At 71.8% G+C, this 19647-nt stretch carries 15 protein-coding genes; 11 read left to right on the top strand and 4 right to left on the bottom strand.

Features of this window, described 5'->3' with window-relative positions:
• The first annotated feature begins 1 nt into the window (after position 1).
• From IH26_RS0119325 to IH26_RS0119340, 4 genes are read left to right on the top strand one after another with little or no spacing between them, the layout of a single operon-like run.
• Positions 2-253, top strand: a complete 252-nt coding sequence (locus tag IH26_RS0119325; protein WP_030437616.1) for a sarcosine oxidase subunit delta — start codon at positions 2-4, stop codon at positions 251-253.
• On the top strand, positions 250-3042 hold the full coding sequence (locus IH26_RS62935) for a 2Fe-2S iron-sulfur cluster-binding protein (RefSeq protein WP_030437617.1): 2793 nt from the start codon (positions 250-252) through the stop codon (positions 3040-3042). The genes IH26_RS0119325 and IH26_RS62935 overlap by 4 nt, the downstream gene beginning before the upstream one ends.
• Complete coding sequence (locus IH26_RS0119335; protein WP_030437618.1) at positions 3032-3586, top strand: sarcosine oxidase subunit gamma; 555 nt, start codon at positions 3032-3034, stop codon at positions 3584-3586. The genes IH26_RS62935 and IH26_RS0119335 overlap by 11 nt, the downstream gene beginning before the upstream one ends.
• Positions 3583-4938, top strand: coding sequence for an L-serine ammonia-lyase (locus tag IH26_RS0119340; RefSeq protein WP_030437619.1), 1356 nt, complete (start codon positions 3583-3585; stop codon positions 4936-4938). Before IH26_RS0119335 ends, IH26_RS0119340 begins: the two co-directional genes overlap by 4 nt.
• Before the next feature lie 20 nt (positions 4939-4958).
• On the opposite strand, the gene IH26_RS0119345 is transcribed toward IH26_RS0119340, so the two are convergent.
• Both IH26_RS0119345 and IH26_RS58010 read right to left on the bottom strand, forming a co-directional pair.
• The gene (locus IH26_RS0119345) at positions 4959-5543 is read right to left on the bottom strand and encodes an HAD family acid phosphatase (protein ID WP_030437620.1); all 585 of its coding nucleotides are present in this window, start codon (positions 5541-5543) and stop codon (positions 4959-4961) included.
• 193 nt (positions 5544-5736) lie between these two features.
• Positions 5737-8280, bottom strand: coding sequence for a pectinesterase family protein (locus IH26_RS58010; protein ID WP_157437266.1), 2544 nt, complete (start codon positions 8278-8280; stop codon positions 5737-5739).
• A gap of 443 nt (positions 8281-8723) precedes the next feature.
• On the opposite strand from IH26_RS58010, the gene IH26_RS0119365 reads away from it, so the two are divergent.
• Positions 8724-9890, top strand: coding sequence for an alpha/beta hydrolase family protein (locus tag IH26_RS0119365; protein ID WP_281179758.1), 1167 nt, complete (start codon positions 8724-8726; stop codon positions 9888-9890).
• A gap of 105 nt (positions 9891-9995) precedes the next feature.
• On the opposite strand, the gene IH26_RS0119370 is transcribed toward IH26_RS0119365, so the two are convergent.
• Entirely contained in the window at positions 9996-10685 is a 690-nt protein-coding gene (locus IH26_RS0119370; RefSeq protein WP_169789773.1) for a DUF4386 domain-containing protein, read from the bottom strand.
• Between the two features lie 223 nt (positions 10686-10908).
• Here IH26_RS0119370 and IH26_RS0119375 point away from each other — a divergent pair, with 223 nt between their 5' ends.
• On the top strand, positions 10909-12564 hold the full coding sequence (locus IH26_RS0119375; RefSeq protein WP_030437624.1) for a glycoside hydrolase family 27 protein: 1656 nt from the start codon (positions 10909-10911) through the stop codon (positions 12562-12564).
• Between the two features lie 46 nt (positions 12565-12610).
• Here the strand turns inward: IH26_RS0119375 and IH26_RS0119380 are convergent, their stop codons facing one another.
• Complete coding sequence (locus IH26_RS0119380; protein ID WP_051808288.1) at positions 12611-13363, bottom strand: hypothetical protein; 753 nt, start codon at positions 13361-13363, stop codon at positions 12611-12613.
• Between the two features lie 126 nt (positions 13364-13489).
• Between IH26_RS0119380 and IH26_RS0119385 the strand changes: the two genes are divergently transcribed.
• From IH26_RS0119385 to IH26_RS0119405, 5 genes are read left to right on the top strand one after another with little or no spacing between them, the layout of a single operon-like run.
• Complete coding sequence (locus IH26_RS0119385; RefSeq protein WP_030437626.1) at positions 13490-14788, top strand: ABC transporter substrate-binding protein; 1299 nt, start codon at positions 13490-13492, stop codon at positions 14786-14788.
• A gap of 12 nt (positions 14789-14800) precedes the next feature.
• On the top strand, positions 14801-16756 hold the full coding sequence (locus IH26_RS0119390; protein WP_030437627.1) for a branched-chain amino acid ABC transporter permease: 1956 nt from the start codon (positions 14801-14803) through the stop codon (positions 16754-16756).
• Positions 16753-17517 carry an ABC transporter ATP-binding protein gene (locus IH26_RS0119395; protein WP_034215660.1) on the top strand — a complete coding sequence of 255 codons (765 nt, stop codon included), beginning with the start codon at positions 16753-16755 and terminating at the stop codon, positions 17515-17517. The genes IH26_RS0119390 and IH26_RS0119395 overlap by 4 nt, the downstream gene beginning before the upstream one ends.
• A complete protein-coding gene (locus IH26_RS0119400; RefSeq protein ID WP_030437629.1) occupies positions 17514-18242 on the top strand; it encodes an ABC transporter ATP-binding protein in 729 nt (242 codons plus the stop codon). The genes IH26_RS0119395 and IH26_RS0119400 overlap by 4 nt, the downstream gene beginning before the upstream one ends.
• Positions 18235-19647 carry an amidase gene (locus IH26_RS0119405; protein ID WP_030437630.1) on the top strand — a complete coding sequence of 471 codons (1413 nt, stop codon included), beginning with the start codon at positions 18235-18237 and terminating at the stop codon, positions 19645-19647. Before IH26_RS0119400 ends, IH26_RS0119405 begins: the two co-directional genes overlap by 8 nt.

Genomic DNA, 19647 nt, shown 5'->3' on the forward strand with positions numbered 1-19647 from the left:
CATGCAACTCATTCCCTGCCCGTGGTGCGGCCCGCGCGAGGAGGCCGAGTTCCACTACGGCGGCCAGGCGGGCGTGGCCTACCCGGAGAACCCCGCCGAGCTCGACGACGAGGCCTGGGCCCGGTACGTCTTCTTCCGGGACAACCCGAAGGGGCCGTTCGCCGAGCGCTGGGTGCACACCGCCGGTTGCCGCCGGTGGTTCAACGCCGTCCGTGACACCCACACCTACCGACTGATGCGGGTCTACCGATGACTACTTCGTTCCGGACCGCCGCCGGCGGCCGCATAGACCGTTCGCGACCGCTGCGGTTCACCTTCGACGGCCGGACGTACACCGGCTACGCGGGCGACACCCTGGCCTCCGCGCTGCTGGCCAACGGCGTCCACCGGGTGGCGACCAGCATCAGGTACGGCCGGCCGCGCGGCATCGTCACGGCCGGCGTGGCGGAGCCCAGCGCGATCGTCCAGATCGAGGCGCCGTTCCCCGAGCCGATGCTCGCCGCCACCGCGATCGAGCTGTACGACGGGCTGGTCGCGCGCGGGCTGGCCGGTCAGGGCCGGCTGGCCGACAAACCGGACCCGGCCCGCTACGACGCCACCCACGCGCACTGCGAGGTGCTGGTCGTCGGCGCGGGCCCGGCCGGCCTGACCGCCGCGCTGACCGCGGCGCGCGCCGGCGTCCGGGTGGTCATCGTGGACGAGCAGCCGGAGCCGGGCGGCGCGCTGCTCGGCACGGACGACCGGCCGGCCCTCGACTGGTTCGCCGCGGTCGCCGCTGAGCTGCGGGCGAACCCGGACGTCCGGTTCCTCCGGCGCTGCACCGCGTTCGGCTACTACGACGACGGTTTCGTGCTGGCACTCGAGGTGCTGGATCCGGAGCGCACCCGGCAACGCGTCTGGCGGATCCGGGCGAAGCAGGTCGTCGTCGCCACCGGGGCGCACGAGCGGCCGGTGGTCTTCGCCGGCAACGACCGCCCGGGCATCATGCAGGCCGGCGCCGCGCGCACCTACCTGCACCGGTACGGCGTCCTGGCCGGTCGGCGGGCCGCCGTGTTCACCACCAACGACAGCGCCTACCCGGCCGCCGTCGAGCTGGCCGACGCCGGCGTGGCGATCGCCGGCATCGTCGACCCGCGCGACGAGATCCCGGCGCACTGGCGGGCCGAGTGCGAGCGGCGCGGCATCGCCGTCCACAGCAGCCACGTGGTGACCGGGACCAGCGGCAGCGACCGGGTCACCCGGGCCCACCTCGCCCCGCTCGGTGGCGGCCCCCGCAGCGGCCTGGAGTGCGACGTGCTGCTCGTCTCCGGCGGCTGGAATCCGGCGGTGCACCTGTTCAGCCAGGCGCGCGGCGCGCTGCGCTTCGACGAGGCGCTCGGCGCCTTCCTGCCCGGCGGGACGGTCGAGGGCGTACGCGTCGCCGGCTCCGCCGCCGGTGTCTTCGAGCTCGCCGCCTGCCGGGCCGAGGGCGCCGCGCGGGCCGCCGAGGCCCTTTCCGAGCTGGGCGTGCCGGCCGCCCTTCCCGAGTTGCCGGCCGTGCCGCCGGCCCCCGCCGGGCAGCCGGCGCGGGTGTTGTGGCGGGTGCCCGGCGACGAGCCCGAGCGGCAGTTCGTCGACCTGCAGCGCGACGCCACCGCCGCCGATGTGCTGCAGGCGGTCGGCGCGGGCCTGCGGTCGGTCGAGCACGTCAAGCGGTACACGACCATCAGCACGGCGCACGACCAGGGCAAGACGTCCGGCGTGGTGGCGTCCGGCATCGTCGCCGAACAGCTCGGCGTCCCGGTCGGCGACCTGGGCACGACCACCTTCCGCCCGCCGTACACGCCGGTCGCGTTCGCCGCGCTCGCCGGCCGCAACACCGGAGAACTGCACGATCCCGTACGCGTCACCTCGCTCCACCCGTGGCACGTCGAGCACGGTGCCCTGTTCGAGAACGTCGGCCAATGGAAGCGCCCGTGGTACTACCCGCACGCCGGCGAGGACCTGACCGCCGCGGTGCTGCGCGAGTGCCGGGCGGCCCGGGAGGGCGTCGCGATGATGGACGCCTCGACCCTCGGCAAGATCGACGTGCAGGGCCGGGACGCCGGCGTACTGCTCGACCGCCTCTACACGAACCTGATGAGCACCCTGAAGGTCGGCAGCGCCCGCTACGGCGTCATGTGCGGGGTGGACGGCATGGTCAAGGACGACGGCACGGTCATCCGCGTCGACGAGAACCGCTGGCTGCTCACCACGACCACCGGCAACGCCGCGATGGTCCTCGAGTGGATGGAGGAGTGGCTGCAGACCGAGTGGCCGCACCTGCAAGTCAGCCTCACCTCGGTGACCGAGCACTGGGCCACCGTGGCGCTGGTCGGCCCCCGCTCCCGCGAGGTGCTCGCCCAGGTCGCGCCCGGGCTCGACGTCGGCAAGGAGGCGTTCCCGTTCATGTCGTGGCGGGACGCGACGGTGGCCGGGATTCCCGCGCGGGTCTGCCGGATCAGCTTCTCCGGCGAACTGGCGTACGAGATCAACGTCAACGCCTGGTACGGGCGCGCGCTGTGGGAGGCGCTCCTCGATGCCGGGGAACCACTCGGCATCACCCCGTACGGCACCGAGACCATGCACGTGTTGCGCGCCGAGAAGGGCTACCCGATCATCGGCCAGGACACCGACGGCACGGTCACCCCGCAGGACCTCGGCATGTCCTGGATCGTCTCGAAGAAGAAGCCGGACTTCGTGGGCAAGCGTTCCTTCGACCGTACGGAGAACCAGCGCGCCGACCGCAAGCACCTGGTCGGCCTGCTGCCCGCCGACGGCAGCACGGTCCTCGCCGAGGGCGCGCAGATCCTGACCAACCCCGATACCCCGCCTATGCTCGGGCACGTGACCTCCAGCTACCGCAGCGCCGCGCTCGGCCGCCCGTTCGCGCTCGCCCTCGTGCGAGCCGGCCGGGACCGGATCGGCGAGACCCTGCACGCCTGGCACGACGGCGCGTCGGTGCCGGTCACGGTCACCGGCCCGGTCCTCTACGACTCCGAAGGAGCCCGCCGTGACGGTTGAGCAGAGCCCGCTGGCCGCCTTTGCGCACGAAGGCGGCGACGTACGGATCGCCGAGATCCCGTTCCTGACCCAGCTCGACCTCCGCCTCGACCCGGACGGCCCCGCCTTCCCGGCGGTGGCCAAGGCCCTGGGCGGCGAACTGCCCACCGCGCCGTGCACCGCGAGCCGGCTCGGCGACGTGGACGCGCTGTGGCTCGGCCCGGACGAGTGGCTGCTGCTCGCCGAGCCCGGCCGGCAGCGCGAGCTGGAAGTCCTGCTGCGCGCGGCGATCGGCGAGGAGCACGGCGCGGTGGTCGACGTCTCCGCCCAGCGCACCGCGCTGAGCCTGGCCGGGCCCGCCGCCCGCGAGGTGCTCGCCCGCGGCTGCTCGATCGACCTCGACCCGCGGTTCGCCCCGGCCGGCACCTGCGTGCAGACCCTGCTCGCCCGCACCGGCGTGACGATCGTGGTCCAGGAGGAGCGGTTCCTGCTGCTGGTCCGCGCCTCGTTCGCGCAGTACCTGGCCGCCTGGCTGGTCGACAGCACCGACGGTGCCGGCCGGTGAGCATCAGCGTCTTCGACCTGTTCTCGGTCGGTATCGGGCCGTCCAGCTCGCACACGGTCGGGCCGATGCGCGCCGCCGGGATGTTCGTCGCGGCGCTCGCCGACGACGGCCTTCTCCCCCGGGTGCGGCGGGTGCGGGCCGAGCTGTTCGGCTCGCTGGGCGCCACCGGGCACGGGCACGGCAGCGTCAAGGCCGTGGTGCTCGGGCTGGCCGGCGAGGAGCCGGAGACGGTCGACCCGTACGCGCCCGTGCCCGCGGACGGCCGGCTGGCCCTGAACGGCAAACACGAGATCGACTTCTCCGCCTCCGACGACATCGTCCTGCATCGGCGCCGGAGCCTGCCGTTCCACCCGAACGGCATGACCTTCCACGCGTACGACCTGGACGGTGAGGTTGTCGTCTCGCGTACCTATTACTCCATCGGCGGCGGCTTCGTCCTCGCCGAGACCGCCGCCGGCGAGCCGGCGGTCGTCGCCGACCGCACACCCGTGCCGTTCCCCTTCACGACCGGCGCGGAACTGCTCGAGCACACCCAGGCCACCGGTCTGCCGATCAGCGGCGTGATGCTGGCCAACGAGACGGTGTGGCGCAGCGAGGCCGAGGTCCGCGAGCGGCTGCTGCACATCTGGGCGGTGATGCGCGGCTGCGTCGAGCGGGGGTGCGCCACCAGCGGCGTGCTGCCCGGCGGGCTGAAGGTGCGGCGGCGCGCGCACGACCTGCACCGTACGCTCGCCGACCGGGACGACTCCGCGGATCCGCTGCGCGGCATGGAGTGGGTGACCCTCTTCGCGCTCGCCGTGAACGAGGAGAACGCCGCGGGCGGCCGGATCGTGACCGCCCCGACGAACGGCGCGGCCGGGATCGTGCCTGCGGTGCTGCACTACTACGACCGGTTCGTGGACGGCGCCGACGACGACGGCATCGTCCGCTTCCTGCTGACGGCGGCCGCCACCGGCGTGCTGTTCAAGGAGGGCGCGTCGATCTCCGGCGCCGAGGTGGGCTGCCAGGGCGAGGTCGGCTCGGCCTGCGCGATGGCCGCCGCCGGGCTCGCCGAGGTGCTCGGCGGGACCCCGGAACAGGTGGAGAACGCGGCCGAGATCGGGATCGAGCACAACCTGGGCCTCACCTGCGACCCGGTCGGCGGCCTCGTGCAGATCCCCTGCATCGAGCGCAACGCCGTGGGCGCGGTCAAGGCGATCACGGCGGCCCGGATGGCGCTGTTCGGCGACGGCGTGCACCACGTGACGCTGGACAAGGCGATCAAGACGATGCGGGAGACCGGCGCCGACATGAAGGACAAGTACAAGGAGACGGCCCGCGGCGGCCTGGCGGTCAACGTCGTCGAGTGCTGAGCCGCCGCGGTACCGCGGAATCAGTCCAGCAGGCCGTCGTAGTCCGGCAGCTTGTACGTCTGGTCGGCGTACCCGCCGGTCAGGTCGGTGGTGTTGTTGCCGATGTTGGCGACGACGTCGTACCCGGCGTCCTCGATCTTCTTGCGCTGCGCCGTCTTGAAGGCCGCGACGTCCCCGAAGAGGTCGATGAGCGACCGCGAGTAGAGACCGTCGACGGTGTAACCGACATTGGTCAGGTTGTACCTGGTGGTCGCGTCGATCAGGTTGACCCGGGCGGTCACGAAGAAGACGCCGACGCCGCGGCTGTGCGCGTCCTTCGCCAGGGTGAGCACCGGTGCGGTGGCCGGCGTCGGGTAACCGCCCTTGAAGTAGCTCGCCAGCGCGGTGTTGTCGATGTCGAGCACGATCGCCAGCTTCGTGCCGGAGCTGTTGCCGGCCACCCGGCCGTCCACATAGGTCTGGGCCGGGCCGGTGACGGCGGCGACGTCGGAGAGCCACTGCGCTTCGGTCACGGTGGCGGCGTAGGCGGGCATCCCCGCGGTGAGAGACAGGGCCAGGCCAGCGACGGCTGCCGCGGCGACACTGCTGACGGTGAGACGCTTCATCGTGCGTGGACTCCCTTTGACGTACGGGCGCCGGCACCCGCACCGGATGCCTCGAAGCCCACAGTGGAGTCCGTGGGCGTCGACTGGAGGAGTCTTACATTACTCACCGGTAGCCCAAAGGCAACGATCTATCTCGCCTGGTCGCCACCGCCGCGCCGCGGTGTTCCGGGACGGCGCGGCGGCGGTGGACCGGTCAGCCGGCCGGGAACGCCGGGAAGGTGCAGGACGGCACGGCGCCGCCGGAGGAGACCTTGGTGACGGTCACGCCGGTTCCGGCCGGGGTGATATTGCTGTTGGCCAGCCGGACATCGGCGTACGCGGAAGTGTTGGTGGTGACGTCGAGGCTGGCGTTCGTCAGCGTCAGGCCGAGCGGCAGGCTCGCGCTGAAGCCGTTGAACACCGACTTGGCGCCCTTCGGCGAGTTGATGACCTTGACGCCGTCGACCACGATGCCGGTGAACGACGGAAACAGCGTGCCGGTTCCGTTCGCATAGTGGGTGTCGAAGATCAGCGGCGTCTTCACCGCCGTCTCACAGGTGCTCAGGTACGCGACATTCGTGACCTTCCCGCCGCTCTTCGGCGAGCTCTTGATCCGGATGCCGGTGCTGCTGCCGCTGACGATCCCGGAGCTGTCCGTGCCGGTCAGCGTGTTGTTCTGGAACAGGACGTCGGTCACGCCGCCGTTGGTCTCGCTGCCGATCGAGATGCCGTGCGTGCCGTAGAAGTGGCTGTCCCGGACGGTGATGTTGCTGCTCGCCTGGCCGCCCTTGATCGCGATGCCGTCGTCGCCGTCCTGGATGAACGAGTTCGCGATGGTGACGTTGGTGGCGCCGGCCGGGTCGATGCCGTCGGTGTTGCGCGCGTTCGCCGGGGTCTTGATCCGGACGCCCCAGGCCGTGAAGCCGTTGCCGCCCGAGTAGACCACGTGGAAGTTGGCCGAGTTGAGCAGCTCGATGTCGTACATCGTGAAGTTGTCGGACTTGTTGGCCTGGATCAGGCGCGGGTTGTTCTGGTTCAGGTTCTGCTGCTGGGCCTGGGTGGCCAGCCCCCACCAGGTCGTGCTGGTGCCGAGGATGGCCTGGTCGCCGCGCCCGTCGATGTGCCCCTCGACCCCGGCGGCGTCGCCGATGCCCTCGATGCCGGCGTTGGCGCCGGCGACCGTGATCAGCGGGGAACATCCGCCGCTGCTGCTGGCCAGCGTGCCGCAGGTCGGCTTGCCGCTGATCTGGTAGCTGGCCGGGTTACGGGAGCCGTAGAGGGTGACGCCGCTGTCGACCAGGAGCACCACGCCGGGCTTGATGGTGAGCGGCCCGGTCAGGAACGCGTGGTTGCTGCCGCCCGCGGCGAGCTTCACCGCGACCGTGCCGCTGCTCCGCGTGCACGAGTCGATCGCCTTCTGCAGCCGCGCGGTGTCCGGCGGCGTGGTTTCCTGCGCGGCCGGGAAGGTACGGCCGGAGATGGTCAGAGCGGCCGTGAGCGTGGCGCAGGTGGTGGCCGGCACGGTGGGCTCGGTGACCTTGCGGGTGTCGCCGGTGATCCCGGCGGGGGCCGCGGGCGACGGGCCGGTCGCGGGGGTCGTGGCGGCCGGCTTCGTCGTCGGGTTCCCGGTGGCGCCGGTGGTGGCGCCGGTCGTCGCGCCGACCGGGTTCCACCCGTCGGTGCCGGCGAGGTACTTCTGCGCCGTGAAGTCGGCGGCCGTCGCGTCGCTCAGCTGCGGGCTGTCCGCGGCGGCGCCGGAGCCCGGCCCGGAGTTGTGGTACGACGAGAACCGGGCCGACTTCCACGAGAAGCCGGACATGTCGGTCCAGGGCGTCGCCTTCTTGATCGCCGCCGGCAGGACCGTGTTGCGGAAGACGACCTGCGCCACCGCCGTGCCGGTCGGGTGCCACGGGCGGCCGAGGTAGTAGGTGTTCGCCTTCGCCGAGCTGTACACCGTGCTGTCGGTGATCAGGAAGCCGTACTTCTTCGACGACTCGGTGTTGGCCGCGGTGAGGAAGCCGTTGAGCCCGCCGGCCGCGGCGCCGCGGTCGGTCGCCTGGATGTTGGCGTGGTTGAAGACCGCGGTCGCGTTGCCGAAGATGAAGTCCACGGTGCCGGCGATGAAGTCGCTGGAGAAGTACTGCCGGGTCTGCGCGGCCGCGCTCGGCGACCAGGCGAGCAGGGTGTCCTGCCGGCCGAGGAACCGGTCGTTGCGGTAGATCTGCCGGTCGCCCTCGGCGGCCAGCGCCACCGCCTGGGTGTCCTTGATCGTCGGCTCGGCGGCCGGGTTGAACGAGTTCGCGATCGTCACATTCGCCGCGGTGAAGTCGGCGGCCAGGATCGAGGCGGTGGCGCTGCCCAGTGTCCCGTACGTACCGCCGCCCGGCTTGCTGGTGCCCGAGGCGTTACCGTACGTGATCACCACGTCCTCGGGATTGCCGGTGGCGCCCTCGATCGTCAGGTGCTTCTTGGTCACCGGCACCGTGATGATCTCGTGGTACGTGCCCTTGCCCACCACGATCTTGTACGCGCTGCCGCTGTTCGCCGGCACCGCGTTGATCGCCGCCTGCACGGTCTTGTACGTGGCGCTGCCGTCGGCGGCGACCGTGAGCGTGCCGCCGGCCGGCGACGAAGTGCTCGCGCTGGCGATCAGCGGTACCGCCGCGAGGACGCCGACGATCGCGGCGGTCCCCCCGATGACCAGCGACCGGCGCGGGCGCCGACCCGCCATCCGGTGCGAAACGGGCTCCTGGGACAAGGGTTCGGTCCTTCCGGTTCATCATTGGCGTCGACTTTGTTGGCGTCGGACGTGCGTTAGTGGCTCCGGCGCCCCGAAAGGTTGCTCGCGCGGTCGGACACTTTTACTCGTGCCCGTGGAGGTCGTCGGCATGTCCCCCTGACGAGGGGGGTTATCCCTCGGCCAGGAGATGGGTGATAGCTCCCTTCTGCCGGACTCGTGCCGTTCCTAGCGTGAGGTCATGACACGGAGAGCCCGCACCGCCCTGTTCGCCTCACTTCTCGCCGGCTGTCTCACCACCACATCCGCGCTCCCCATCACATCCGTGACGGCCGCCCTCGCCTCACCGAACACCACCCGGCTGACCGCCCCGCCGAACGGCACCCAGCAGACGACCAGCCCGCCGAACCGCACCCAGCAGACCGCCTCACCGAACGGCACCCAGCAGACGACGCCGGCTGACACTGCCGGCGCCCACCGGCTCATATCCGGTCGGCACCGTGGACCTGCACCTGATCGACCATTCGCGCGCCAATCCATGGACGGCAACGCCGTCCTACCGGGAGTTGATGGTCAGCCTGTGGTATCCGGCCAGAGATGTGGACCGCTTCCCGCGGGCGCCGCACATGCTCCCCGGCGCGGCGGCCCACTTCGGCAGCGCGGCCGGCGCCGGCTCGACGCTCTACGACATCCCGGCCGACTCGGTGAACTTCGCCGCCACCCGGACCGCCGGCCACGAGCGTGCGCCGGTGGCACGACACCGGACGCCGTTCCCGGTGCTGTTGTACTCGCCGGGCGCCGGCGACCCGCGGACCTGGGAGACGACGCTGGTGCAGGACCTGGCCAGCCGCGGCTACGTGGTGGTGACGATCGACCACCCCTACGACTCGTCCGAGGTGGAGTTCCCGGACGGCCGGGTGGTCGGCAGCCTGCTGCAAGAACTGTTCCAGCAGGCGCAGCAGCCGTCCGATTTCCAGGCGCTGGGCGCCAAGGTGTTCGACGCCAGGATCGCGGACACCCGCTTCGTGCTCGACCAACTCGCCGCCCTGGATCGGGGTCGTAACCCGGACGCAGAGGGGAGGACGCTGCCCGCGGGCGTCGCGGGCGCCATGGACCTGCATCGGACGGGCATGTTCGGGGTCTCTGCCGGCGGGCTGACTGCCTTCCAGATGATGGGCGACGATCCACGTATCCGGGCGGCTGTCGACATCGGGGGCAGCGTCGAGTCACCGGTCATCCCGGATCCCATCGGACTGTGGCCAGTGGCGCGGCAGGGTCTCAGCCGGCCGTTCATGGTCCTGGGCGACGCCGGCACCGACCACCACCAGACGCCGTCCTGGCGGATGTTGTGGGACAACAGCCGGGGCTGGCACGTCGACCTGCGGCTCGACGGGGCGAACGGCGAGAACTCCTACAAGGACGCCGTCCCGCTGATCCCGCAGATCGCCCGGCAACTCGGCCTGACCGACAGCTTCGTCACCCAGACCGTCGGGAGCATCGACCTGACCCGGGCCGTCCACACCGAGGAGACCTACGTCGCCGCCTTCTTCGACCGGTGGCTGCGCGGCCGCGACGGTCAGCTACTCGACGGTCCTTCCCCGAGCTTCCCCGACATGACCTTCGTCCCCTGACGCGGAAACCCCGCACGCCGAAGGCCCTCACGCGGAAAACCCCGCACGCCGAAGGCCCTCACGCGGAAAACCCCGCACGCCGAAGGCCCTCACGCGGAAAACCCCTCACACAGAAAACCCCTGACGCGCAGACCCCGCACGCCGGAAGCCCTTTGCCAGAAGCCAAACCGCCAAGACCATCTCCTGCACGGCGATGGGCAGGATCAAATCCGTGTACCCGGTGACGGGGTTGTCGCTGAACAGCGCGAGCAAACCGGCGACCGCCATCAGCAGCACCCCCGCCAGACCCCATCCGGACAGCCACCGGGGAACGAGCCGCGCCCGATAGAACACCAGGTAATACATCAGGGCCCCGGCGCAGAAGGCCAGCACGCCGACCAGGGTGGCGTAGTCCCGCGAGCCCACGACCGAGTCGGCGACCGTCTGGATGGCGGCACGATCGCCGGCCGGCGCCGCGACCCATCGCTCGGCAAGCGGCCGCACGGCCAGCAGACCCACGACCGCCACGGCATAGCAGACCGCCTCGATCGTACGGAAGATCACCGACCCCAGCGCCAGCCCGGCGTCGACCTCCCTGAGCAGCGGGTAGAGCGCGACAGCGATGCCGACGCTGGTGCCGGCCGCCATCAGGTAGAGCACCGCGGCGACACCCAGCCGCCCCGGATGACCGGCGACGCCGCTCAGTGCTCCAGCTCCGCCGAGAGCCGGCACGACCGCACCGGCGATGACCGCCGTAACTGTCGCGAGCACGAACAACACCCCGGTAACGATCGAGATTCTGCGCACCGAATTCACCGCGATCACCCTGTTCTACACCGTAGGTCTACAGCGTAGGGTAAGAACACTGCGCAAGCCAGTCAACGGCGACCCAACCCATTGACGTACGTCGTTATCCGGCTCTATGGTTTGGCGCGATGTGACCGCTCACACAGCCGCGTGCGGACCAGCCGCCAGCCGCTCCTCCCGGTGGCCGGCCTTCGTCGCCGCACGAGGCCCGCAACCCACCCGGGAGGTTCAGATGATCAGATCCCGACGCCGCCGGCGCGCCCTCGCCGCGGCCGCCGCTCTCGCGATCGTGGCCGCCGCCTCGGTCTCATCGGCCCAGGACGCCACGGCCGCCCCGAACAACGTGGTGACCACCCCGCCGATGGGCTGGGCGTCGTGGAACACCTTCGCCGCCAAAATCAACTACAGCGTGATCAAGGCGCAGGCCGACGCGCTGGTGTCGTCCGGCATGAAGGACGCCGGCTACCAGTACGTCAACATCGACGAGGGCTGGTGGCAGGGCACCCGGGACTCCGGCGGCAACATCACCGTCGACAGCGCCGACTGGCCCGGCGGGATGAAGGCGATCGCCGACTACATCCACGGCAAGGGCCTCAAGGCCGGCATCTACACCGACGCCGGGCGCGACGGCTGCGGCTACTACTATCCCACCGGGCGGCCGGCGGCTCCCGGCTCGGGCAGCGAGGGCCACTACGACCAGGACTTCCTGCAGTTCTCGAGGTGGGGCTTCGACTTCGTCAAGGTGGACTGGTGCGGCGGCAACGCCGAGGGCCTCAACCCGCAGACGGCGTACACCTCGATCAGCGACTCGATCGCCCGGGCCACCGCGCAGACCGGCCGGCCGATGACCTTCTCCATCTGCAGCTGGGGCAACGGCAGCCCGTGGAACTGGGCGCCGGGCGTCTCCACCATGTGGCGCACCAGCCAGGACATCATCTACTACGGCGAGACCGCGTCGATGGACCGGGTGCTGACCAACTTCGACTCCGCGCAGCACCCCACCGCGCAGAGCGCCGGCCACTACAACGACCCCGACATGCTCATCGTCGGCATGCCGAACTTCACCGCGGCGCAGAACCGCACCCACTTCGGCCTGTGGGCGATCTCCGGGGCGCCGCTGCTGGCCGGCAACAACCTCGCCACGATGAGCGCCGACACCCGCGCCGTCCTGACCAACCGTGAAGTGATCGCGATCGACCAGGACCCGCTGGGCCGCCAGGGCACCAAGGTCGCCGAGGATGCGACCGGCCTGCAGGTCTACAGCAAAACCCTCAGCGGTACGGGCAAACGAGCGGTCCTGCTGCTGAACCGCACCGGCGCGACCGCGAACATCACCGCCCGCTGGTCCAGCCTCGGCCTCACCGGCAGCGCCGCGGTCCGCAACCCGTGGACCGGCACCGACCTCGGCTCCTTCACTACGAGCTACACCGCGAGCGTGCCCGCCCACGAGGCTGTTCTGCTGGTGCTCAGCGGCACCGACGGCGGCGGCAGCGGCGGCGACAAGACCGGCACCATCGTGGGCAAGCAGTCCAACCGATGCCTGGACATCAACAACTCCAGCACCGCCAACGGCACCCAGGCGCAGATCTGGGACTGCAACGGCCAGAGCAACCAATCCTGGACGTACGCCTCGGGCAAGCAGCTGACGATCTACGGCAACAAGTGCCTGGACGCCTACAACAAGGGCACGACCAACGGCACCCCGGTGGTCATCTGGGACTGCAACGGGCAGAACAATCAGCAGTGGAACCTGAACGCCGACGGCACCATCACGAGCGTCCTGTCCGGCCTGTGCCTCGACGCCTCCGGCGCGGCCACCGCGAACGGCACGAAGATCGTCCTGTGGGCGTGCGGGTCCGGCGACAACCAGAAGTGGACGTTCAAGTAACCGGCGAACGCCGCGAGCGAGCGGCCCGGTGGTGCACCGCCCTGTGCTACCGGGCCGCTTCGGTCAGTTGCTCGAACACCAGGACCGCCGACCGGGTCGCCAGGCTCCAGTCGTCGCTGCCCTCGGGGTCGTGCAGCGTGTCCGGGCGTACGATCGCAATGATCTGAAGGCCGTTGAGGATCGCCGCGACGACCGACGCGAGGTTCTCCACCCGGTAGGGCGCGCGCATCCGCAGGCCGTACGCGTCGAGCAGCCCCTGCCAGGCCGCGGTCGCCGCCCCGGTGAACACCGTGTCCAGGCGGGCGAGCGCCTCCCGGACCCGCGGGTGGCCGGCACTGGCGTAGAACGACAGGATGACGCGGAACAACGGCGTACGGCGAAGGTGTTCTTGATTTTCGCTCAGCACCTGCCGGACCATCTCGGTCACCGGCACGTTCCCCGCGGCCGCCACCCGGAACCGGTCGAGGCTCTCCGGCAGGCCGGGCACCAGGACGGCGAACTCCTCCGCCAGATGGACCAGCAGGTCGGCCTGGAACTCCGCCTGGGTGGACCAGATCTGGTAGACGGAGCCGATGGTGATCGGCGGGATGTCCTCGCGCCCGGTCCGCTCCCGCTCCCGCCGGGTCGCCGCCTGCACCACCTGCTTGACCCGGATGTGGGCCAGCGCGGCGGCCGCCGCCTCCTCGCCGTCGTCGTTGACCGCCTCGCTGACCACCTCGGTCGCCGCGGCCAGCATGAGGGCGCGGGTCTCCTCCATCGAGCGGCGGGGTAGCCGGCGTCGCTGAGCTGTCTCGGTCATCCTTCTCCGTCCCTGGTCGGACGAGCCGACTTTAGCCGTTGACACCGAGCGGAACCGCCTCCTAGTGTCCCGTCCATAAGAAATTTATTATTAACGTACGCCTGATCACGCCGCGGAGGCGTTGCCATGCCAAACGTTCGTTTCTTACTTCGCTCGGCCCTCCCCCTGTCCCTGGTCCTCGGCCTCGCCGCCTGCTCGTCCACGCCGGCGACCAGCGTGGACACCGCCGGAGTCCCCGCCGCGGGCGCCTCGATCGGCAACCCGTCGGCGGGCCCGGCGGTCACCGACTACGCGGCCTACCTCGGCGCGACCGCCGGCGCCGCCGATCAGAGCCGGTCACCGGTCACCATCGGCTGGGTGAACGTCGAGGGCGGCCCGGGCGGCACGCCGGAGGCGACGCTCGGCGCCCAGGCCGCCGTCCGGTACGTCAACGAGAAGCTCGGCGGCATCGGCGGCCACCCCTTGAAGCTGCTCGTCTGCACGGTCGTCTCGGCCGAGGAGGAGGGGCAGAAATGCGGCCAGCAACTGGCGAACGACTCCTCCGTCGCCGCCATCGGGGTCGGCAACCTGTACGTCGGCGACCGCTCGTTCACCTCCGTCGTCGCCGGCCAGAAGCCGGTGCTGGTCGGCGTGGCGACCGGCCCCGCGCTGTCCACCGCCAAGGACACGTTCGCGCTCTTCGGCGACCTGCCGCACATCTTCGGGGCGTGGGGCACGTACGCCAAGGAGGTCCTGGCCGCCCGGACCGCGGCGGTCATCCACACCAACACGCCGGGCGACAACGTCGCGTCCGCGGCGGTGGTCAAGGCGCTGCAGACCGCCGGGCTCACCGTGAAGACCGTGGGCTTCGACGCGCAGAGCACCGACCTGCTGGGTCCGGTGACCGCGTCCGGGGCGGCGACCGCGGACATCGTCGTTCCGGTCTCGGTCGGGACGGGCTGCGTGGGCATAGCCAAGGCGCTGCAGAGTCTCGGCGTACGCAAGCCGGTGGTTTCCACCCCGATCTGCCTGACGCCCGACGTCGCCCAGGGCCTCGGCGGTGACCTGCCCACCTGGACGTACGGCATCGCGCAGACCCTGCCGACCGACCCGACCGCGGCCGACTCGAAGGCCTTCCTGGCCGCCTCCGCCGAGGCGGGCCTGCGCGCCGGGGACGCGAGCAAGGTCTTCGCGCCGCTCGCTTGGACGACCATCCTGACGTACGCGAAGGTCTTCGACGGTCTCGGCCCGGACAAGATCAACGCGGCCTCGGTCACGGCCGCGCTCCAAGCCTTCCACGGCCCGGTCATCATGGGCGCGCCCGAGGTCACCTGCGGCAAGTACCCGGCGGCGCCGGCCGTCTGCAACGACCAGTCCCGCTTCTACCAGTACCAGGGCAAGGGCCAGTTCAAGGCCCTGACCGGCTGGCTGCGTCCGGTCGGCTAGGCGGTCGAACACATGCCGAATCTGCTGCTGTTCGCCCTTCTCGGTCTGGGCCAGGGCGCGCTGATCGCCGCCATCGCCCTCGGTGTGGTGGTCTCGTACCGGGGCTCCGGGGTGATCAACCTCGCCACCGGTGCCGTCGCGATGGTGTCCGGTTACGCGTTCTGGGCGCTGACCAGTGGCTTCTTCGGGGTGACCTGCCCGGTGCCGGTCGCCTTCGCGGCCGCCCTGGCGGTCGCGCTGGTCGTCGGCCTGGCGGTCGAGGCCGTCGTGTTCGCCCCACTGCGCCACGCGTCCCCGCTCGCCCGGCTCGCCGCGTCGCTCGGCGTCCTGCTCACCCTGCAGGCCGGGGTGCTGCTCATCTTCGGCAACCAGCCGCAGCAGGAGCCCAGCGTCCTGCCCGCCGGAGCGGTGCCGCTGCTGGGCGTCACCATCCCGGTCGACCGGTTCCTGCTCGCCGCGATCGTCGGGGGCATCACCGTCCTGCTGGCGGCCGGGTACCGCTGGACCCGGTTCGGGCTGGCCACCCGCGCGGCCGCGGAGAACGAACAGGCCGCGCTGCTGGCCGGCCTGCCCACGCAGGGCATCGCCACCGTCAACGCCGCCGTCGCCGCGCTCGTCGCCGGGCTGCTGGGCATCCTGGCCGCGCCGATCATCCAGGTCGACTCGACCACCCTGCCGCTGCAGGTGATCCCGGCGCTGGCGGCCGCGTTGCTGGCCGGCTTCAGCTCGCTGACGATCGCCGCGACAGCCGGCGTGCTCATCGGGGTCGGCCAGTCCCTGCTCTACTACCTGGCGACGCAGAGCTGGTTCCCGACCGACAACGGGAACGCCCTGCCCGGCATGTCCCAGGTGCTGGTCTTCGGGATCATCGTGGTGGCGCTGTTCCTGCGCGGCGCCGGCCTGCCCACCCGCGGCGAGGTCGCCGAGCGGCGGCTGCCCGCGGTGCCGGCGTCCGAGCGGCTGGCCCGGCCGGCGCTGCTCGCCGCGGCCGTCGCCGCCACCGCGCTCGTGGTCCTGCCGTACGACTTCCGGCAGGCGCTGACCAACTCCCTCATCGGGGCGGTCATCGTGCTGTCCTATGTGGTCATCACGGGCTACCTGGGCCAGATCTCGGTCATGCAGCTCGCCCTCTCCGGCACCGCCGGGTTCCTGCTGGCCCGTCTCGCCGGCGGGCACGTCCCCTTCCCGTTCTCGGTGCTGCTCGCCGCCACGGCGGCCACCGCGCTGGGCGTCGCCGCCGGCGTGTCCGCCCTGCGCGTACGAGGGGTGAGTCTCGCGGTGCTGACGCTCGCCGCGGCGCTGGCCATCGAGCAGGCCCTCTTCCTCAACACCTCGTTCGGCGGGACCAGCGGCCTCGGTGTCTCCTCGCCACGGCTGTTCGGGCTCGATCTCGGTCCCGACGGGCCGTTCCGCGGACTGGACGGCAAGCAGCCCAGTCCCGTGTTCGGCCTGCTGGTGCTGGGCGTGGCGGTGGCGGCTGGGCTGTACGTGGCGCACCTGCGCCGTACCGTGCTCGGCCGGCAGATGCTCGCCGTCCGGGCCAACGAGCGGGCCGCCGCCGCGGCGGGCGTCAACGTCCGCGGCGTCAAGGTCGCCGCCTTCGCGATCAGCTCGTTCATCGCCAGCCTCGCCGGCACGCTCTACGCCTACAACTACGCCTCCGTGAGCTCGGTCCGCTTCACCGCGCTGGCCGCTCTGGGCCTGATCGGTTTCGCGTACGTCGGGGGCATCACCACGGTCTCCGGGGCGGTGATCGCCGGCCTGCTCTCCACTGAGGCCCTCGTGCCGCACGCCCTGGAGACCTGGTTCGGCATCAAGGGCACCTGGGCGCTGCTGTTCGGCGGCGTGTCGCTGGTCTTCACCCTGGTCGGCAACCCGGACGGCATCGCCGGCGCCCACCACCGCCGCAAAGAGGCGGCCAAGTACGCGGTCCGCACCACCGTCCCGGCGACCGGGGAGACGGCATGACCATGTTCCGGGCCGACGCCGTCGACGTCCGCTACGGCGGGGTGCACGCGCTGAAGGGCGTCAGCCTCGACATCGCCGCGGGTCAGCTGGTCGGGTTGATCGGCCCGAACGGGGCCGGCAAGACCACCTTCATCGACGCGGTCACCGGCTTCACGCCCGCGGGCGGCCGGGTCGTCCTCGACGGCGCCGACCTCTCCGCCCAGCCCGCGCACCGGCGCGCCCGCCGTGGGCTGGCCCGCACCTGGCAGAGCGGGGAGCTCTTCGACGACCTCACGGTCGCGGAGAACCTGGCCGTCTCCGCCCAGCATCCGTCCTGGCTCGCCGCGCTGGGCCAGACCGCGGGACGCCGGCCGCGGCCGGACGACGTGGTCGCCGAGTGTCTCGACCGGCTCGATCTGGGCGGGCTCGCCGATTCGCCGGCCCACGCCATCTCCCAGGGCCAGCGCAAGCTCGTCGGCGTGGCCCGGGCCCTGGCCGCCCGGCCGCGACTGATCTGCCTCGACGAGCCGGCCGCCGGCCTGGACACCACGGAGAGCGCCAAGCTCGGCCGGCACCTGCGCGCGGTCGCCGACCGCGGCACGGCGCTGCTGCTGGTCGACCACGACATGGGCCTGGTCCTCGGGATCTGCGACCACGTCGTCGTCCTCGAGTTCGGGGCGGTCATCGCGGCCGGTCCGCCCGCGCACGTACGGCAGGATCCGGCCGTCCTGAGCGCGTATCTCGGCGCCGATGATCAGAGCAGAAGGGCCGCCGGCCGATGAGCGAACCGATTCTGCGCCTCGACGGGCTCAGCGCCGGCTACGACGCACTGCCCGTGATCCGCGACATCAGCCTGACCGTCGCTCCCGGCGAGGTGGTCGCCGTGCTCGGCGCCAACGGAGCCGGCAAGACGACCACCCTGCGGACGATCTCCGGCCTGCTGCAGCCCCTGGCGGGCACGGTCACCCTCGCCGGACAGGAGCTCGGCCGGGTACGCGCCTCGGCCCGGGCCCGCCTCGGCATCGCCCACGTACCGGAAGGCCGGGGCATCTTCGCCGGACTGACCGTGGCCGAGCATCTCCGGCTCGGGCACCAGCGCGAGCGGCTGGACGCCGACGAGGCCTATCGCCACTTCCCCGCCCTCTCGGATCTCCGCCACCGCAAGGCCGGCCTGCTCTCCGGCGGCGAGCAGCAGATGCTCGCCCTCGGCCGGGCCCTGGCCCGCAAGCCCCGCCTGCTGCTGCTCGACGAACTCAGTCTCGGCCTCGCCCCGATCATCGTCGAACGGCTGCTGCCGATCGTCCGCCGCTACGCCGACAGTTCCGGCTGCGGGGTGCTGCTCGTGGAGCAGCACGTCGGCCTCGCCCTGAAGGTGGCCGACCGCGGGTTCCTGCTCTCGCACGGCGAGATCACCACCCAGGGCGCCGCCGCCGACCTGCGCGCCGACCACTCCCTCATCGTCGCCGGATACCTCGGCGAAGCAGCGAAAGGAACCCTCGATGAGTGACTCGCCCGTGTGGCAGCACGACGCCGTCCGCCTGGCGGAGCTGATCCGCGACCGCGTGCTGTCCAGCCGCGGGGTCGTCCAGGCGCACCTCGACCGGATCGCCGAGGTCAACCCCGCGGTGAACGCGATCACCGCGGTCCTCGCCGAGTCGGCCCTCGCGGCCGCCGACCGGGTCGACGCGGCGCTCGCCGCCGGGCGGCCGGTCGGTCCGCTGGGCGGCGTGCCGTTCACGGTCAAGGACAACATCGACGTGGCCGGCGAACCGACCACCGACGGTTCGCCGCTGTTCCGCGACCGGCGGGCACCCGGGGACGCGCCCGCCGTCGCCCATCTCCGGGCGGCCGGCGCCATCCCTCTGGCGCGCACGAACATGCCCGACTTCGGCATGCGCTGGCACACCGACAACGACCTGCACGGACCGACGATCAACCCCTGGGACCGCACGCGTACGCCGTACGGCTCCAGCGGCGGCGAGGCCGTCGCGCTGGCCACCGGCGCCTCACCGCTGGGCCTGGGCAACGACTACGGCGGCTCGATCCGGCTGCCCGCCGCGGCCGCCGGGGTGGTCGGGCTGCGCCCCACCCAGGGACGGGTCGCGTCGGCCAGCGGCACGATCCCGGTGCCGCCGCCGATCAGCCTGCAACTGTTCGCCGTCGACGGTCCGATGGCCCGCCGGGTCGGCGACGTCGCGGCGGCGTACGAGGCGTTGTGCGCCCCCGACGCGCGCGATCCGCAATGGGTCCCGGCGCCGCCCCGGCTGCCCCTGCCGGACCGGATCACCGTCACCGTGGTCGCCGACCCGGGCGGAATGGGCGTGGATCCGGCCGTGGCGGCCGCGGTGCGCCGCGCCGCCGACGCGCTGGCCGACGCCGGCGTCGACATCGTGGAGCGGCAGCCCCCGGAGCTGATGGCGGCGGCGGAGCTGTGGCGCACGCTGAGCACCGCCGACGTCGAGGGCCTGCTGGACGGAGTGATGCGCAAGCACGCCTCGGCCGGCGGCCTCACCTATCTGGAACAGTCCATCACCCACGTCCCCCGGCTCGACCTCGCCGGCTTCCTCGACGCCCTGGGTCGCCGCCACGCGATCGCCTCGGCCTGGTCCCAGTTCACCGCCGAAACCCATGCGATCCTCGGACCCGTGTCCACCCGGTTGACGCCGCGCCTGCCGTTCGACCTCGCCGGGCCCGCGAACGCCGACCAGCTCTGGCTCGCCCATCGCCTGCTCGTCGCGGTGAACCTGCTCGGCCTGCCGGCCCTCTCGGTGCCGGCCGGCCCGACGCCGGACGGCCAGCCCTGCGGCGTCCAGATCGTCGCCGGCCGCTATCACGAGGCCCTCTGTCTCCACCTGGGCGCGATCGTCGAACGTGCCGGGGGGTCGCCCACGCCGATCGAGCCGGCGCGATGA

Source organism: Actinoplanes subtropicus, from assembly GCF_000721705.1.
GTDB lineage: Bacteria > Actinomycetota > Actinomycetes > Mycobacteriales > Micromonosporaceae > Actinoplanes > Actinoplanes subtropicus.

Bases quoted from the DNA above. Each gene is read 5' to 3' on its own strand.
- IH26_RS0119325 (WP_030437616.1), top strand. From the start codon at position 2: ATGCAACTCATTCCCTGCCCGTGGTGCGGCCCGCGCGAGGAGGCCGAG.
- IH26_RS62935 (WP_030437617.1), top strand. From the start codon at position 250: ATGACTACTTCGTTCCGGACCGCCGCCGGCGGCCGCATAGACCGTTCG.
- IH26_RS0119345 (WP_030437620.1), bottom strand. From the start codon at position 5,543: ATGAAGCGTCTCACCGTCAGCAGTGTCGCCGCGGCAGCCGTCGCTGGC.
- IH26_RS0119375 (WP_030437624.1), top strand. From the start codon at position 10,909: ATGATCAGATCCCGACGCCGCCGGCGCGCCCTCGCCGCGGCCGCCGCT.
- IH26_RS0119380 (WP_051808288.1), bottom strand. From the start codon at position 13,363: ATGACCGAGACAGCTCAGCGACGCCGGCTACCCCGCCGCTCGATGGAG.
- IH26_RS0119385 (WP_030437626.1), top strand. From the start codon at position 13,490: ATGCCAAACGTTCGTTTCTTACTTCGCTCGGCCCTCCCCCTGTCCCTG.
- IH26_RS0119390 (WP_030437627.1), top strand. From the start codon at position 14,801: ATGCCGAATCTGCTGCTGTTCGCCCTTCTCGGTCTGGGCCAGGGCGCG.
- IH26_RS0119395 (WP_034215660.1), top strand. From the start codon at position 16,753: ATGACCATGTTCCGGGCCGACGCCGTCGACGTCCGCTACGGCGGGGTG.
- IH26_RS0119400 (WP_030437629.1), top strand. From the start codon at position 17,514: ATGAGCGAACCGATTCTGCGCCTCGACGGGCTCAGCGCCGGCTACGAC.
- IH26_RS0119405 (WP_030437630.1), top strand. From the start codon at position 18,235: ATGAGTGACTCGCCCGTGTGGCAGCACGACGCCGTCCGCCTGGCGGAG.